The sequence below is a fragment of the Spirosoma arboris genome, from assembly GCF_009754945.1.
In the GTDB taxonomy this organism is placed as follows: Bacteria; Bacteroidota; Bacteroidia; order Cytophagales; family Spirosomataceae; genus Spirosoma; species Spirosoma arboris.
The window spans coordinates 883,789-900,078 of sequence record NZ_WPIN01000001.1; the positions used below are offsets into that span (position 1 = coordinate 883,789).

General features: G+C 47.4%; 12 protein-coding genes. 9 read left to right on the forward strand and 3 right to left on the reverse strand.

The genetic code is table 11. From position 1 onward, the window contains the following. Positions 1-59 precede the first annotated feature (59 nt). Both GO755_RS03525 and GO755_RS03530 read left to right on the forward strand, forming a co-directional pair. Complete coding sequence (locus tag GO755_RS03525) at positions 60-398, forward strand: PadR family transcriptional regulator (protein ID WP_157583167.1); 339 nt, start codon at positions 60-62, stop codon at positions 396-398. Next, a complete protein-coding gene (locus GO755_RS03530) occupies positions 395-3,085 on the forward strand; it encodes an ABC transporter permease (protein WP_157583168.1) in 2,691 nt (896 codons plus the stop codon). The genes GO755_RS03525 and GO755_RS03530 overlap by 4 nt, the downstream gene beginning before the upstream one ends. A gap of 60 nt (positions 3,086-3,145) precedes the next feature. Here the strand turns inward: GO755_RS03530 and GO755_RS03535 are convergent, their stop codons facing one another. The 3 genes from GO755_RS03535 to GO755_RS03545 all read right to left on the reverse strand — a co-directional run bounded on the left by GO755_RS03535 (position 3,146) and on the right by GO755_RS03545 (position 6,230). Continuing rightward, positions 3,146-4,324: a PQQ-dependent sugar dehydrogenase gene (locus GO755_RS03535; RefSeq protein ID WP_394350999.1), complete on the reverse strand. Its 1,179-nt coding sequence runs from the start codon at positions 4,322-4,324 to the stop codon at positions 3,146-3,148. Positions 4,325-4,470: 146 nt separating this feature from the next. Then, a complete protein-coding gene (locus tag GO755_RS03540) occupies positions 4,471-5,184 on the reverse strand; it encodes a LytR/AlgR family response regulator transcription factor (RefSeq protein ID WP_157583170.1) in 714 nt (237 codons plus the stop codon). Next, entirely contained in the window at positions 5,184-6,230 is a 1,047-nt protein-coding gene (locus GO755_RS03545; protein WP_157583171.1) for a sensor histidine kinase, read from the reverse strand. Before GO755_RS03545 ends, GO755_RS03540 begins: the two co-directional genes overlap by 1 nt. Positions 6,231-6,509: 279 nt before the next feature. Here GO755_RS03545 and GO755_RS03550 point away from each other — a divergent pair, with 279 nt between their 5' ends. The 7 genes from GO755_RS03550 to GO755_RS03580 all read left to right on the forward strand — a co-directional run bounded on the left by GO755_RS03550 (position 6,510) and on the right by GO755_RS03580 (position 16,243). After that, on the forward strand, positions 6,510-7,370 hold the full coding sequence (locus tag GO755_RS03550) for a hypothetical protein (protein WP_157583172.1): 861 nt from the start codon (positions 6,510-6,512) through the stop codon (positions 7,368-7,370). A 302-nt stretch (positions 7,371-7,672) separates the two neighbouring features. After that, the gene (locus GO755_RS03555; RefSeq protein ID WP_157583173.1) at positions 7,673-8,155 is read left to right on the forward strand and encodes a (2Fe-2S)-binding protein; all 483 of its coding nucleotides are present in this window, start codon (positions 7,673-7,675) and stop codon (positions 8,153-8,155) included. A 141-nt stretch (positions 8,156-8,296) separates the two neighbouring features. Then, on the forward strand, positions 8,297-8,962 hold the full coding sequence (locus GO755_RS03560; protein ID WP_157583174.1) for a hypothetical protein: 666 nt from the start codon (positions 8,297-8,299) through the stop codon (positions 8,960-8,962). 65 nt (positions 8,963-9,027) lie between these two features. Beyond that, positions 9,028-11,175, forward strand: a complete 2,148-nt coding sequence (locus tag GO755_RS03565; protein ID WP_157583175.1) for a molybdopterin cofactor-binding domain-containing protein — start codon at positions 9,028-9,030, stop codon at positions 11,173-11,175. A 108-nt stretch (positions 11,176-11,283) separates the two neighbouring features. After that, entirely contained in the window at positions 11,284-12,183 is a 900-nt protein-coding gene (locus GO755_RS03570; RefSeq protein ID WP_157583176.1) for a helix-turn-helix domain-containing protein, read from the forward strand. Between the two features lie 137 nt (positions 12,184-12,320). Further along, positions 12,321-13,448 (forward strand): XdhC family protein, encoded by a 1,128-nt coding sequence (locus tag GO755_RS03575; protein ID WP_157583177.1) that lies wholly within the window; start codon positions 12,321-12,323, stop codon positions 13,446-13,448. A 248-nt stretch (positions 13,449-13,696) separates the two neighbouring features. Then, a complete protein-coding gene (locus GO755_RS03580) occupies positions 13,697-16,243 on the forward strand; it encodes a TonB-dependent receptor (RefSeq protein ID WP_157583178.1) in 2,547 nt (848 codons plus the stop codon). The last annotated feature ends 47 nt before the right edge of the window (positions 16,244-16,290 follow it).

Consider the following 16,290-nt stretch of genomic DNA (forward strand, 5'->3'; position numbering starts at 1 on the left):
AACTCTGGCACCAGATTTGATTTAAGATATTGTATCTAATAAAATAGCCTGACACTCGCATGAAAAAGACCGTATTGGGGGAGTTGGAAGAGCTGGTGTTGCTGGTTGTGGCTGCTAGTACCGAAGAGGTCTATGGCGTTCCGGTTATGGAAGAACTTCAACGCCAGACAGGCCGAAGCTTCACCGTCAGTGCAGTGCATACAACCCTGTATCGACTCGAAGAAAAAGGATTTCTATCGTCCTCGGTGGGCGGGGCAACTGCCGAGCGGGGAGGACGCCGTAAGCGGCTGTTTGCCTTAACAGCGGCCGGTGGCCGGGTATTGCTTGAGATTCAGCAGATGCGTAATCAACTCTGGCAGTCCATTCCTGAGGGGAAATTTGACTTGCTGGGGCTATGAGTAAGCAACCTAACCCGAATGAGCCCCCCTATGCTGGCTCACCAACTCCTCGTTGGGCTGACCGTCTCCTGGAATGGTTCGTGGCTCCACACCTATTGGAGTACGTGCAGGGAGATTTGCAGGAAGTATTCTATAAGCGCGTGGAGCAGGTAGGGCTGACCCGCGCTCGGCGCGAGTACGGCTGGGCGGTGCTCCACTGCTTAACTCCGTTTTTTCATAAGTCACTTTCTAAACATCCTCAACCTGCACTAACGGATATGCTACGCAACTATGTCAAAATCGCATTTCGTAACCTTGCCAAAAACAAGGGGTACTCATTCATCAACATTGCAGGGCTTGCCATGGGCATGGCTGTGACGATGCTCATTGGGCTTTGGATTTACGATGAACTTTCGTTTAACCAGTATCATAAAAATTATGAGACCATTGCCCAGGTGAGGAGGTTGTATACAGACCCCAATATCCAAAAAACGGATGGAACAGATGCGATGCAACTTCCGATGGGGACCGCTCTAAAACGGAATTACCAGCACTATTTTAAGCATACCTTGATGGCCTGGTGGGTTGGGGAGTATACGCTTTCGACGGAGGATAAAAAAATGCCCAAAAAAGGGGAATTTATTGAAGCAGGCGCGTTGGAAATGCTTTCGCTGAACATGCTCAAAGGAAACTATGCATCGTTGACTGAACTTCACTCGATTGTGCTGTCAAAATCAGCATCGGAAGCCATTTTTGGTCAGGAAGATCCCATCAATAAACGACTAAAAATTGACAACAGAATTGAGGTGACCGTAACAGGTGTATATGAAGATATACCTCGAAATAATCGGTTTGGTGAAGTGCAGTTTTTTTCGCCCTGGGACTTATGGGTTGCGTCAAATGATTGGATCAAACAAACTGAAAACGATTGGGGCAACAGTTCATTTCCTATTTATGTGCAGTTGCAGCCTACTATTTCACTAGAAACAGCCAATGCTCGTATCAACGATTTTTATCAGAAAAGCACGCCAAAAGACATGGCTGGGCGGGCAGCAAAATACAAGTACGCAGTTTTTTTGTACCCGATGAACGAGTGGCATTTGTATTCGGAACTTAAAAATGGTAGGCCTGCGGGTGGGCGCATCACATTTGTTTGGCTTTTTGGTATTGTCGGCCTTTTTGTCTTGCTGTTGGCTTGTATCAATTTTATGAATTTGAGTACCGCAAGGAGCGAAAAACGAGCGAAAGAAATAGGTGTGCGGAAAGCCATTGGCTCGTTGAAAAATCAGCTTGTTCAGCAGTTTTTAAGCGAATCCTTCTTGGTGGTTATGTTGTCGTTTGTAGTGTCAATGGTACTCATTTCAATCGCTCTTCCCTGGTTTAATCAAGTGGCAGACAAAGAATTATCGTTGCCGGTTGAAAGACCACTTTTTTGGTTGTTCAATCTGGTATTTATTACTGTCACCGCCTTTTTAGCTGGCGCTTATCCTGCGTTTTACTTGTCTGCTTTTCAGCCAGTAAAAGTTCTGAAAGGACCATCCAGTCCGGGCACCTTTCGATTAGGACGCTTTGCGGCTTTACCTCGAAAAATCCTGGTGGTTGTCCAATTTGTCGTTTCGATTGTTTTGATTATCGGCACCATCGTCGTCTACAAACAAATTCAATTTGCCCAGGATCGCCCCGTGGGCTATAATCGGGAAGGCCTGATTACGATTCCGAAAAATGATCCCAAGTATGCCGGTAAACTGGATGTGTTACGAAGCGAGTTGCTCAATACAGGCATGGTGGCTGGCATGGAGCTGTCGTCAAGCCCTCTGACAGCCGTTCGAAACAATATGGGTGGTTTTAATTGGAAAGGCAAAGACCCTGAGATAGCTGACGATTTTGCTTTAACCGATGTATCGTATGGATTCGGTCAAGTGGTGGGTTGGCAGTTAATTGCAGGTCGGGATTTTTCCAAAGCCTTTACCACCGACAGTACGAAAATGATCATCAATGAATCGGCCGCTAACTACCTTGGTCTGAAAAACCCTATAGGAGAATTTATCACCTTTTATGACGGCAAAACATCCCGGCAAATTATTGGCGTGGTTAAGGATATGGTCAGGACCTCGCCCTATGAGCCCCAGAAGCGTGCGTTTTTCTTTTTAGATGCTAATTATGCTGCCGCCAGCCAGATTGCTATAAAAATCAAACCAACCGTCAGTGCTACCGAAGCCCTACCAAAAATCGAAGCCGTTTTCAAGAAAGTAGTCCCTTCGGCAGCCTTCGATTACAAATTTGTTGATGAAGAATACGCTAAAAAATTCAGTAATGAAGAAAGGATCAGTAAGCTTGCTTCGTTTTTTGCAACACTGGCCATTTTCATCAGTTGCCTGGGTCTGTTCGGGCTGGCTTCGTTCATCGCCGAACAACGTACCAAAGAGATTGGAGTTCGCAAAGTGTTGGGTGCTTCAGTGCTGAATCTATGGGGATTACTCTCTAAAGACTTCGTGTTTCTGATCGTCATTGCGCTGGGGATAGCAATCCCAACGGCCTGGTATTTTCTAACTGGTTGGCTCCAGAATTATACCTATCGGACTGAAATCTCCTGGTGGATTTTTGCCGTGTCGGGCCTTGGGGCTCTATTGGTTACTCTACTGACAGTCAGTTTCCAAAGCATCAAAGCCGCTTTGATAAATCCGGTCAAAAGTTTACGTTCAGAGTAAAATGCTGATTTCCAGAAAGTAAGTACTTACTTTCTGGAAATCAGTCAGATCAGCTAAGCACTATTTTTTATCGATGCGATACAGCCGTCCTTGGTCGGTAATGGCATATAAGGCACCGTCCTTACCCTGAGTTATATCGCGGAAACGCTGGAACTGATCGGCCAGCAATCGCTCTTCACCCACTATTTTACCATCCTTAATAACAAGCCGTGCGATGTGCATCCCACTCAGCGTACCCACAAACAGATTGTTCTTCCATTCTGGAATACGATCACTGCTGTAGAACGTCATGCCGCTGGGCGATACCGATGGGTCCCAATAATAGGCGGGTTGCTCAAGACCTTCTTTTTGCTGAATGGCATCCCCCACTTGTTTGCCACTGTATTCAATCCCGTAGGTAATAGTAGGCCAGCCATAATTTTTTCCGGGTTTGATATGGTTGATCTCATCGCCCCCTCTTGGCCCGAATTCCCCTTCCCATAAATCGCCGGTTACTGGATCAAACGCAAGGCTTTGCACATTACGATGCCCATACGAATACAGTTCGGGTCGAACACCGGCTTGGCCCGCAAATGGATTGCCGGGAGCAGGTTTACCATCTTTCGTGATACGAATCACTTTTCCCAGTCCCGAATTGAGCGACTGAGCCTGTGGTCGGGTTACCAGATCAGAACGCTCGCCCGTGCTAATGATCAGATTACCGGTTTTATCAACCAGAATCCGACCGCCATAATGCAGATTTCCTTTATACGCAGGAGTGGCCTGGTAAATGACCGTTGCGCCTTCAATCTTTTTTTCATCGGCCGACAGTTTGCCCTTGGCAACCGCCGTCAGATTTCCTTCGGCAAGAGGATCTGAAAATACCCAGTAGACCATTCGGTTGGTCTCGAAAGCGGGATCTACCCGAACACCCAGTAGACCACCCTGGCCAGATGGATTAACCTTGGGAATACCTGTGATTGGCTCGCTCACCTTACCGTCTGTCGTAACGATCCGCATCGTTCCTTCTTTCTCGGTAATGAGCAGTCGGCCATCAGGCAGGCTCGTAATACCCCACGGACTCTTCAAGGCTTCGGTTAATACCTTGCCTTCGTAGTTGGTAGCTGATTTTATCCCGGCAATTCGGGTTTGGCCAGGAAAAGCCGATTTATAGGCTGAATTGGGGTCTTTGGTCTCTACAGGAGAAAGTGACGCTGTTTGGCCAAAGGATGACGACGCCAGCGAGATGCCTGCTATCATGATTAGAATGCTTTTCTTCATTTGAGTTCAGCTATTGACTGCTTAATTAACGTGAATTTGGGATTAATGATTGATTGTAAATAAGCTTGACAAATAAACAGGTTTAAGGGCAAAAAATACTAACGAATTACTAACTCACAACTTGGTTAGTCCCGTTGAAGGACTTCCTCCAGTTTGGCTTTATAAATTCGCCCAATAGGAATTTCCTCGTTGTTGATTCGGATGTAGGTCGCACTAACGGCCTGAATATGATCGAGTGCGACAATGAACGATTTATGAATTCGTACAAATCGTTCAGGGGGCAATTTCTCTTCCAGATAACTAATCCGCAGGTAAGATACTAAAGGACCCGACACCGTATGAATCCGTACGTAATCTTTCAGCCCTTCAACCCATAAAATGTCCTCCAGAAAGAGTTTGACCATCTCTTTATTGACTTTGAAGTACTGGTACTCTTTTCCGGTTTTGGCTGATTCCGGCGGCTCAACAGCAACAGGAGTCATGGGGGAGAAACGGTAAATTTTGCCCACCGACTGGAGGAAGCGCTCGAATGAAATGGGTTTTACTAAAAAGTCCAGAACATCGAATTCGTAACTGTCCAGTGCATATTCCCGAAAGGCCGTCGTAAAAATAACCTTAGGCCGGTACCCTAATGGTCGCAGTAGATCAAAACCAGTCAGACGGGGCATCTGAATGTCCAGAAACAGGACATCAACCGGTGTATGCTGTAACGTTTGTAAGGCCTGAGTCGGGCTGTTGGAAATGCCGACCAGATTCAGGTCGGGCAAGCGACTGATGTAATCCTGCAACAGATTGGTTGCCAAGGGTTCATCGTCCAGTACAAAACAGCGAATGGCCATTAGTTTACATTGAATTTTAAGACGGCCAGAAACTGACCATCTTCTGGTAGGGTAACTAATTCATAGTTGCCGGGAAAGAGAATATCCAGCCGTTTTTTTAAGTTGGTCAAGCCTAAACCCGTTGTGGACGGATATATAATTCCATCGGGCACCGAGTTCTCGACCGAATAAACCAGACGGTCGCCACTCTGGAACAAATGTAATTGTATCCAGCAAGCATCTTCGGTTTGGGCGGCTCCATGCTTGAACGCATTCTCCACAAAGGGTAAGAGTAACATGGGAGGAATCAGTAGGTTCGTCAAATTCGTTAACTCACTAAAGTTTGTCTGAACATCCAGTCGATTCCCGTAGCGAATCTGTTCCAGCGAAATATAGTCGGTCAAATACGCCAGTTCTTTCGTAATCGATACCGTTGAACGATGGCTTTCGTGCAGTTGATAACTAAGCAAACCCGCCAGTCGTTGCAACAAATGCGGCATTTGGGCGGGCTGATGCAGCGAGACGGAAATCAGGTTATTAAGCGTATTAAACAGAAAATGGGGTTGAACCTGCGATTGAAGCAAGCGGTATTCGGCCGAGAGCTTTTCTCGCCGATAGGTCTCACTCAATTGCTGCTGGTGCAGAGCATGCCGAACCAGATTAACTGTCACAAAGAGGGCAACTACCAAATGCAACTGCATGGATTCGGCCAAGATTTTAGGCCAGTACCAATAGGATTTGAGCAAACCATTTGGATAATAGACGGGGTAGAACCAGGTGTAATTGACGGCTCGTCTGAGCAGACCGAAAACCAGTAAGCCACCAATTAAACTCAGCCAGAACCCAGGCATACGCCCTGACAGCAGAAAGTGACGGACAGTTACCAGCAGATGCCAGTAGCCCGCTACGATTAACAGAGGTAAGTTCAGCGTAATGAAACAAAGACTTTGCTGAAAATTATCCTGATAAGCCCCCGTATTGAGCCATTCAAACAGAAAGTACCCCAGCCAGAAAATACCCTGAGCCCCAACTTCCCGATAAGATCTAAGCGTACTGAAACGAGCCATCCCTGAATGATTTCTGCCGCAAAAAAAGCCTAAATCTACATCTTCTGTTCATCAAAACATGACCAATTAGCTCAACAACGTACGTAAGCTCCTCAACAGGGAAATGACTCGACAAACAACCAATTTTCTCGACCAACAGCACTGAGTGTATAGCTTACGTAGTGTGGAAGGGCTTTCGAGTCGTTAGTCTAAAATCTCACATACGTATTGAACTAGTTCATTGATTTGCCGATAGGAATACAACCATGAATCGTGTCACGTTTAAACTGGTCATTAACTATGCTACTCCGTCGAATCATTCCGATCACACTCCTGGTCCACTTGTTTAGAGTCTTCTTAACGAACGGGTTAGTGATTCCTGCCACCTACATTGTAGGTTTTAGACGGAGGTATTTCGCATGGCTCAGTGTTTTCGTTTTACTCTTACATGCCCATACAGGTCAGGCTCAGTTCGATCCAACGACTCAGCAAAGCGCTGCCGAAATCGATTCAAGCCGAGGGTATTGGCGATTAAAAACCCAGGCAGCTACCCGTAGCACACTAATCCAGTTTTTTGGCCCTGCTAAGGAACTCCTTTATGAAGAAATTATACCCGGAAAGTGGGTCAAACTCAGTCGAAAAAATCAGAAGCAGTTTGATCAATTATTAGATCAGTTACTAGCGAAACAGCTCCTGACAAATCGCATTGAAACCGAGACGCTTCCTCCAACACCTGTTGAACCAACCCCGCCCAGACTATCTGTAAGGTCGAACTCATCGCATGAATCCCCATCGGCGACCGCTTCTTACTTAGTACACGCTTATGTCAATTCGACAGGTAAATTGTACCTTATTGTCGATAACCCTGAGCGGCTACGCTACTCCGTTAAGGTCGTCGATCAGATAGGTAATGCGCTGTACGAAGAATTTACAAACCGTGATCAGTATCGCCGTAGACTGGATATATCGGCTCTGCCTCACGATGCCTATCAGGTAGTTGTACAGATCGATAACAAACCGTTTACTTATAAGGTAAAACGACAAGAGAACAAGATGGCTTATACGATCCAGCCATTGTCAATCCCAAATCCGCAGGCAATCGTTGAGCAAAATCGGCAAGACAGTAAACCCTTGCTTATACCCGTGACTATTGATTTATAGAAGTAGAGCCTGAATTCGGAATGCCAGGTGAGAATAAAAAACTGCTTGTTCGGTAAACAGGAATGTACGCAACTACTAAATGATCAAATTATTTGATTTTCGTAACTCTTTGTTTGAATACAATAAGGATAGGCGAATACGTATATCTAGTTTAGCCGTTGTAATGTGGGCTGGTTTTTCGTTAGTAACAAATGGATGATTAGGTGGTTGTATATGAGAAACTTAAGTCAATTTGAGGGCTGTAGACAGCAGGTTTTTGCCCAGTTTCCGCTCTGAATATCTTCAGCTAAACGATAATAGCTATGGCAAGCATCAACTTTAACATCAATGGTAAGGATCAGTCGATTGATGTCGATCCGCAAATGCCACTTCTGTGGGCAATTCGGGATGTGGTAGGGCTGAAAGGCACGAAGTACGGTTGTGGAGTTGCCCAGTGTGGCGCCTGCACTGTTCACCTAAACGGAGAAGCCGTACGTTCCTGCGTTACCCGAGTTGGTCGGGCTAACGGGCAAAAGATAATGACAATCGAAGGCTTATCGGAGAATAATAATCATCCCCTGCAACTGGCCTGGCAGGAAATAGACGTACCACAATGCGGGTATTGCCACTCCGGCCAGATTATGTCGGCCGCCGTGTTGTTGCGGGAAAATCCAAATCCAACCGACCAGGATATTGACAATGCAATGGCCGGTAATATTTGCCGCTGTGGCACCTATCTGCGCATCCGTAAGGCGATTCATTTAGCCGCCGGCGGCATGCAACAGAAGGTTGGTAAAAATGAGTAGAACTTTTGAGAACAAGCATAGAGATGCTCCCCTCTCCCGTTTTGGGAGAGGGGCCGGGGGTGGGGGAAAAGCAACTTGGGAGTTACCCTCACCCCAACCCCTCTCCCAAAACGGGAGAGGGGCTACAAACCATTTCAGGAAATGAAACAGCCTACTGAACCTAAGACACATTCGTTCCGACCTATACGAACAGGTATAGCCATAGGGGTTATTCTGACGGTAACGGCCATTATGGCGTCTACCTTCAAGACTACCGATAAGTTGACGGAGGAAGATGTCAAAACGAAGAACAAGACTAATCGGGCGCCCATTAATCGGGATAGCGTTGAGTCCGTGAAAGCCTTTGCGAGTGTCTATAAAGTGTTGATGAGCCCTCGCTGCATGAACTGCCATCCGGCAGGTGATGTGCCATTGCAAGGCGATGACAGCCATTTACATACAATGGGTCCTAAGCGGGGGGCAGAGGGCAAGGGACTCTATGCCATGAAATGTTCGAACTGTCACCAGCCCACCAACACACCGGGAGTACACACGCCACCGGGCAACCCCAACTGGCATTTACCGCCCGCTACGATGCGCATGGTTTTTCAGGGACGTACCCCGCATCAGCTAGCCAAACAGCTAATGGACCCAAAACAGAACGGGAATAAGACGAAGGAGCAGTTGCTTGAGCATGCCCACGATGGATTAGTGCTGGGGGGCTGGAATCCCGGCGAAGGTCGTACGCTGCCCCCAATGAGCCACGCCGAATTTACCAAAGCCTGGACTACCTGGATCAAAAAAGGAGCTTACGCGCCCAAGCCATAAGTAAGGCTTTTGCGAAAGCCCTATAACCAAAAGAATCGTCAGTCCAATCATCAACTATAGACACCATGACAGTATCCAGACGAAATTTCCTCAAAGTATCGGGTTTAACCGGAGCGGTTCTGTCCTTGGGTTTTTATAGCCCAACCAATGCCGAAGAAGCCGAAATTATCAAAGCTGTTGAGGCCGATAGTTTTGGCATTGAAATGAATGCGTGGGTGCATATTGATACATCGGGCAAGGTTACCATTTTCAGTCATCGGGCCGAAATGGGGCAGGGCGTTTATCAGGCTATCCCGCAGATGGTTGCCGAAGAGCTGGAAGTGAATCTGGATGAGGTGAACATCGTTTTTGCTAAAGGCGATAATAAGAAATACGGTAACCAGATCACGGGTGGTAGTTCGACCGTTCGTGGGTCATATAAGAATCTGCTGAACCTAGGAGCCACAGCCCGTACCATGCTCATTCAGGCCGCAGCCAACAAGTGGAGTGTTGCGCCAACTGAGTGTTACGCGCAGGGCGGGCATGTGTATCACCGGCCATCTGGCAAGCAGTTCCACTACGGAGAGCTAGTTATTGACGCGTCGAAGCTGGAGACACCCAAGAATGTCGTCCTGAAAAAGCGTTCGGACTACAAGCTCATTGGCAAGCCGCTCCCTCGGCAGGATACCAAGCTGAAAACCAATGGCACCGCTACTTTCGGACTGGATAAAGAAATTCCAGGTATGCTCTATGCGATGGTGGTGCGTAACCCTCGCCTTCGTGGAAAAGTAAAAAGCTTCGACGATACAGCAGCTCGCAAAATACCCGGTGTTAAACACGTTGTCAAGACGAGAATGGGCGTCTTTAGCACTTATCGAGAAGGGGTTGCCGTAGTGGCCGATTCAATATGGACGGCCATGCAGGCCAAGAAAGTTCTTAAGGTGGAATGGGACGATAGCGGTTTTGAGCATTTGAGCACGGCTGACATTTACAAACGTCAGGCAGAAGCGCTACAAACACAGGAAGGACTGCCCTTTAAGCAGCAGGGAGATGCGTCGGCCATTATCGCACAGGCGTCAAAGAAAATTGATGTGGTGTACGAAACACCTTATCAGTACCATAGTTGCATGGAACCCTTGAATTGTGTGGCTCACTATCAGGATGGTAAGCTCGAAATCTGGGGGCCGATCCAGGCGCCTGAGTGGGTGCAGGATTACATCAGCAAAGAAATGAATATCCCGCGCGATAAGGTTATTGTGAATATGACGTTTCTGGGGGGTGGTTTCGGTCGGAAAGCGTTTATGGATTATCCGCACGAAGCGTCGGTGATTTCGAAAGAAATTGGTGCTCCGGTGCAGGTTGTCTGGACGCGGGAGGATGATGCCACGCAGGGGCCTTATCGACCGGGCATCTCCTATCGCTGTGAGGGCGTGGTTGTCAATGGCGAAATCAGTGCGTTCAAGGTCAAGCTGGCCGGGCAAAACAACAGCCATTGGCGGGGAGGTGGCAAGGATAAACCGAATGGCAGTGCTTCTGAAGGCTTTCTGAAGCCTTATTTTGATAGCATAAAAAACCTGAGCATCCAGGACGTACCGTTTGAAACCCCCATTCCAACGATGTGGTGGCGATCAGTGTATGCATCTACCAACGGCTTTGCCTACGAAAGCTTTCTGGATGAACTAGCCATCGAAGCAGGTAAAGACCCGCTGGCGTTCCGAAAAGATTACCTAAAAGAGGAACGCCTGCACCAACTGATTGACAAAATGGAGGAAGTATCGGGTTGGAAAAGCCGGAAGAAAAACGAAGGCTACGGTACGGCTATTACGGAGTGTTTTGGCAGCACGGTTGGCCAGGTGGTGAAAGTATCCCGTAATACGGAGGGTAAACTAAAAATCGACCACGTCTGGGCCGTTATGGATTGTGGCTGGTACGTTAATCCAGATACGATTAAAGCGCAGGTAGAAGGTTGTATTGTGATGGGACTGGGCGCAGCCACCATGCATCAGGTAACGTTCCAGGACGGTATACCCGTCGACAAGAATTTCTATTCGTACCAACTGCCCCGCATCACCGATATTCCGCCCATTGACATACACATCATGGAAAATGATGCTGACGCAGGTGGAGTAGGAGAGCCCGGCTTACCGGCCTTCGCCCCAGCGTTGACAAACGCTATCTTTGATTTGACCGGCAAGCGAATCCGTAAACTTCCGTTTAGTCTGGCATCAGTTTAAGTATAAAAGAGTTTTTTCGACAGGATTTACAGGATGAACAGGATTTTTTGAGTAGGTAGAAATCCTGTTCATCCTGTAAATCCTGTCGAAAAAATACGCCCTAGTTGAATGGATAAAGCAGAAACGTTAGAAGAGCTATATACCCGGAAATTCGATTGGATGCCCGATACTATTCGTAATGAAATTGGGCATTTTAACGTGTTTCGGTTAGAGCCAATCGTGGGTGATAAAGCAAAACCTGTGCCCTATAAACGGCGGGATTATTACAAAGTCATGCTGGTTATTGGCAATAGCCAGGTGCATTATGCCGATAAAGTGGTTGAAGTACAAAAACAGGCTTTATCGTTTTCCAATCCATATATTCCGTATAAATGGGAACATCTGGATCAGATTCGCAGTGGCTTTTACTGCATTTTTAATCAGCATTTTTTCGCTCAATTTGGCGATCTAAACCAATACGCTGTTTTTCAGCCCAACGGTACTCACCTGTTTGAATTGGCCGATGAGCAGGTAACTCAGGTTGCGCGTATCTACGAGCGTATACTTGAGGAGATTAACTCCGATTATATTCATAAATATGATGTGCTCAGGAATCTGGTTTTTGAGCTGTTGCATTATGCGCTGAAAATGCAATCGTCGTCGAAATTTGACAAGCAACCGATCAACGCAGCACAACGAATTTCTACGCTGTTTCTGGAGCTTTTAGAACGCCAGTTTCCGCTTGATGATACCCACCAGCAGGTAAACTTTCGATCTCCTTCCGATTTCGCCACACAGTTGAATGTGCACGTAAATCATTTAAACCGGGCGGTTAAGGAAACGACGCAGAAAACGACTTCCCAACTCATTGCCGAGCGCATTTTGCAGGAATCAAAAACGCTCCTGAAACACAGCGCCTGGTCTGTCTCCGACATTGCGTATGCTTTAGGATTTACCGAAGTGACCCACTTCAATAACTTCTTCAAAAAGCATGTTCAAATGAGCCCGATGAAGTTTAAGGTTGCCTGAGTTACGAAGGTCGATCACTAGATCGTATCCTCTCAGACCAGGGATATGGTAAATCATCCCTGGAAACCTACAGCTCATCAATTAGTCATAATCATGTTGTACTGCCGGATTAATTTTATAACATCCGTAGAATCCGTATGAAAGAGATAAAGCGCATGTTGGAGGTTTATAAACAGATCGATTTGTCTGCGCGTAAAGTGGCGCTGGCAACGGTCGTTTATGTGGCCGGATCGGCTTATCGACGACCTGGTGCCCGTATGCTTGTCACCGACGATGGCCGTTGGGAAGGGGCTATAAGTGGTGGTTGTCTGGAAGGTGACGCGCTGCGTAAAGCCCGGCAAGTTATGCTGGATGGGAAACCGATGGTCGTGCGCTATGATACCATGGACGACGATGCCAACAGCCTGGGCATAGGGCTCGGCTGCAACGGCATTATCGATGTCTTTATTGAGCCAATTGACCCTGCTAATCCGGCCAATCCCATTGCCTTGCTGCGTGAATTTGTACAACTTCGGGATAAACGAGTTATTGCTACAGTTTACCAAAGTGGCTGGGAAACAGGCCTATCTGAAGGAGCCCGTTTTTTGCTCACCGACCAAACGGTTGAAAACATACCCAACTGGCTTCGTTCGGATATGAATTCGGTGATGCATTCCGGCAAACCCGTAACCCAGCTTTATGAAGTCAATGGAGGAATCGTAGACGTATTTATCGAGCGAATCGATCCCGGCATCGAGCTGGTGATTTTTGGCGCCGGTTACGATACGATTCCCCTAACGCGACTGGCAACCGAGATCGGCTGGCAGGTCACCATTACCGAAGATTGCATTGCACACCTGGCCCCAAAACGCTTCCCGGCTGCCACCTGTTTGCTCTACGCCGATGCAGAGGCCGTAACGGACAAAATTCCATTGACCGATCGAACGGCTGCGGTTCTGATGTCCCATAATTACAAGTATGACATGGCCGTTCTGACGAAATTAATGACGACCGATATTCCCTACATTGGCGTATTAGGCCCTCGCAAGCGTTATGAAAAGATGCAGATGGAGTGGGCGAAAACCGACCAGCATTTTTCATCTATGTGTTTAAATCGAGTGCATTCGCCCATCGGCTTGGACCTGGGTGCCGAAACCCCTGATGAAATAGCGCTATCCATTCTGGGCGAAATCAAAGCCTTTTTCAGTCAGCGATCGGGAGGCTTTTTGAAAGAGAAACCCGGACCGATTCACGAACGATTACCTGTTGAGCGGGTTCTGGCGTGACGATGGACGAAAGCTAAGTTTTAGTGGTGTCAGATGCTTTCATCTGACACGTTTAGGTTTTTAGAAACCTCGCTATGTCGGTTAGAAGTAACCGACATCACTGTAGACACTCCTAAATCAATCCGCTTGTAACAGACCTAATCCTAACAAAATCTTAACAAATTTTTATTTGTTGGCAGACTCAGTCTGTCTGGCGTTATATTCGAAAAAACATAACGAATTTATTAGTACTTACTTTTCCAACCTGTATGCTTAATTCTACACTTCTTTGGTTAAGTCTAACCACCCATGTTCCTACAGATACAATTCCTAACCCCGATACGCTGCGTTCCAGAGAATTGACCGAAGTCGTGGTTTCGGCATCGCGTGTGTCCGAATCAATCCTGCGCTCGCCGGTTAGTATTGAAGTACTGGATGCCCGGCGGATCAGGTTATCCGCTCAGCCATCTTATTTCGATGCCATCGAAAATATCAAAGGCGTTCAACTGCTTACCTCCAGCCTGGGTTTTAAAGTGTACAATACCCGTGGGTTTGCCGCCACGACCAACGTTCGATTTGTTCAACTCGTTGATGGTCGCGATAATCAGGCTCCGCACATTGGGGCACCCATTGCCAGCGCGCTGGCTCCCTCAGACCTTGATATTCAACAGGTCGAACTGGTGCCGGGTGTCGCGTCGGCCCTCTATGGCATGAATGCCTTGAACGGATTAGTCAACATCCTGACTCGCAACCCGTTCGATTCGGAAGGCTTGAGCATCGGCCAGAAAACCGGTGTCAACCATGTAGGCGATGCCGCTGTATCGGCCAAGATCTATTCGGAAACCAGTCTTCGGTATGCTCATCGGATTGGACAGCGATTCGCGTTCAAAGTGAATCTGGTTTATCAGAGTGGTTACGACTGGATTGCGGGTAACCGGGATGATTTGAACCCCAACGGCAACGCATCCCTAAGTTTGTTCGGAGCTGATAATCCCGCGTATGATCCCGTCAACGGCTATGGCAATGAAGCGGCTAACCGACGGACGATCACATTAGGCGGTAAACGATATAGTATCGGGCGGACGGGCTACTACGAAGCGGAGGCTACCGATTACGGACTAAAAAATCTACGGGGTGATTTGTCTCTGCATTACCGATTCTCACCGACAGTCGAACTCGCCTACACTTATCAGGGCGCTACGTTAAACAATGTCTATCAGCGTACCAATCGCTTTCGACTCGAGAATTACCGGCTCGACCAGCATAGTTTAACCTTAACCACACCTTCGATCCAAGTCCGGGCATATCGAAGCCGCGAAAACACGGGCGATTCGTATAACATCCGGTCAATGGCTGAAAACATTGACAAGTCGTTTAAATCCGATAATCAGTGGTTCACCGATTTTACGAATCAGTTCAATAAGGATACGCAGGCTGGTACAGCTGTTCCGGATGCGCTCCGAGATGCTCGGTCAGTAGCGGACCAGGGAAGGCCAGTTCCTGGAACGCAACCCTTTAACGACCTGATTGCCAAACTCCGCGACATTAACAACTGGGACATTGGCGCGGCCCTGCGGGTTCAGTCCTGGATGTATCATGTAGAAGGACAAGTTGAACCGACACGGGTCCTTTGGAAGCGGTTTCGAGAGCAGACTGGCTTAACAATTCAGGCTGGGTTCGATTTTCGGCGGTACGTGGTGTTTCCCGATGGTAACTATTTTATCAATCCTACTGAGGCTGGTAAAAATCTGGTATATGGCAAAACGGGGGGCTTTGTTCAACTGACGCGTACGTTTCTCGACAATAAACTAAAGGTATTCGGATCGTTGCGTCTCGACAAAAACTACTATTTCGATGCCCGGCTCAATCCTCGGTTGTCGGTCGTGTATTCGCCAACGGAGAATAACAATATTCGGGTTTCCTTCCAGAATGGCTATCGGTTCCCTTCGTTGTTTGAAGGTTTCACCAATATCAACTCGGGCGGTGTAAAGCGTGTTGGTGGCTTACCGATTATGTCGAAAGGGATTTACGAAAACGCATACCTCGTTACCTCCATCAACGCCTTTCAGACGGCTATCACTACAGATGTAAATACCAATCACCTAACGACTGATCAGGCTATTCAGAAAAATAAAGGGCTACTCAAACAAAGCCCCTATACCTATCTGAAGCCCGAACAGGTCAACAGTTTTGAAGTGGGTTACAAGGGATTGTTTTTTAAACAACGCCTTTTTGTCGATATAGACGCGTATTACATGGCCTACAAGAATTTCATTGCCCAGGTGAACGCTAACGTAGCCAAAGGTTCGAATCCTGACTCATTAGCGTATTATTTCTCCTCATCGACAACGCAGGATCGTTACCGGCTCTGGACTAATTCGCAAACTAAAGTATTCAATTATGGTGCTAGTCTTGGCTTGCGCTATAGTCTGACGACGAACTGGTCGGTGGGCGGAAATGCCTCGTTTGCGCAACTTGATCGAGCTGAAAACGGCGACGGCTTGGAGAGTTCATTCAACACACCCCGCTGGATTACGAACGTCAATATTTCGAATGGCAACCTGTGGCGGGGGATTGGCTTCTCGGTGAATTACAAACATCAGGACGCATTCTTATGGCAGTCGGAGTTGGCCACGGGCACTGTATCGGAGATTAACACGGTAGATGCCCAGGTCAGTTATCGGATTCAAAAACTAAATCTGTTGGTGAAAGCAGGCGGCACAAATATTCTCAATAAGTACTACTATACTTTCATCGGCGGCCCGGCCGTAGGCGGACTTTATTACACGAATCTGGTGTGGGAGCCAAGGTTTTAGATTTTAACGCAGAGAGCGCAGAGTTTAGCGCAAAGCTCGCAGAGTCA

Excerpts from the sequence above, each read along its gene's own strand:
- GO755_RS03525 (WP_157583167.1), top strand. The coding sequence starts at position 60 with ATGAAAAAGACCGTATTGGGGGAGTTGGAAGAGCTGGTGTTGCTGGTT.
- GO755_RS03530 (WP_157583168.1), top strand. The coding sequence starts at position 395 with ATGAGTAAGCAACCTAACCCGAATGAGCCCCCCTATGCTGGCTCACCA.
- GO755_RS03535 (WP_394350999.1), bottom strand. The coding sequence starts at position 4,324 with ATGATAGCAGGCATCTCGCTGGCGTCGTCATCCTTTGGCCAAACAGCG.
- GO755_RS03540 (WP_157583170.1), bottom strand. The coding sequence starts at position 5,184 with ATGGCCATTCGCTGTTTTGTACTGGACGATGAACCCTTGGCAACCAAT.
- GO755_RS03545 (WP_157583171.1), bottom strand. The coding sequence starts at position 6,230 with ATGGCTCGTTTCAGTACGCTTAGATCTTATCGGGAAGTTGGGGCTCAG.
- GO755_RS03550 (WP_157583172.1), top strand. The coding sequence starts at position 6,510 with ATGCTACTCCGTCGAATCATTCCGATCACACTCCTGGTCCACTTGTTT.
- GO755_RS03555 (WP_157583173.1), top strand. The coding sequence starts at position 7,673 with ATGGCAAGCATCAACTTTAACATCAATGGTAAGGATCAGTCGATTGAT.
- GO755_RS03560 (WP_157583174.1), top strand. The coding sequence starts at position 8,297 with ATGAAACAGCCTACTGAACCTAAGACACATTCGTTCCGACCTATACGA.
- GO755_RS03565 (WP_157583175.1), top strand. The coding sequence starts at position 9,028 with ATGACAGTATCCAGACGAAATTTCCTCAAAGTATCGGGTTTAACCGGA.
- GO755_RS03570 (WP_157583176.1), top strand. The coding sequence starts at position 11,284 with ATGGATAAAGCAGAAACGTTAGAAGAGCTATATACCCGGAAATTCGAT.
- GO755_RS03575 (WP_157583177.1), top strand. The coding sequence starts at position 12,321 with ATGAAAGAGATAAAGCGCATGTTGGAGGTTTATAAACAGATCGATTTG.
- GO755_RS03580 (WP_157583178.1), top strand. The coding sequence starts at position 13,697 with ATGCTTAATTCTACACTTCTTTGGTTAAGTCTAACCACCCATGTTCCT.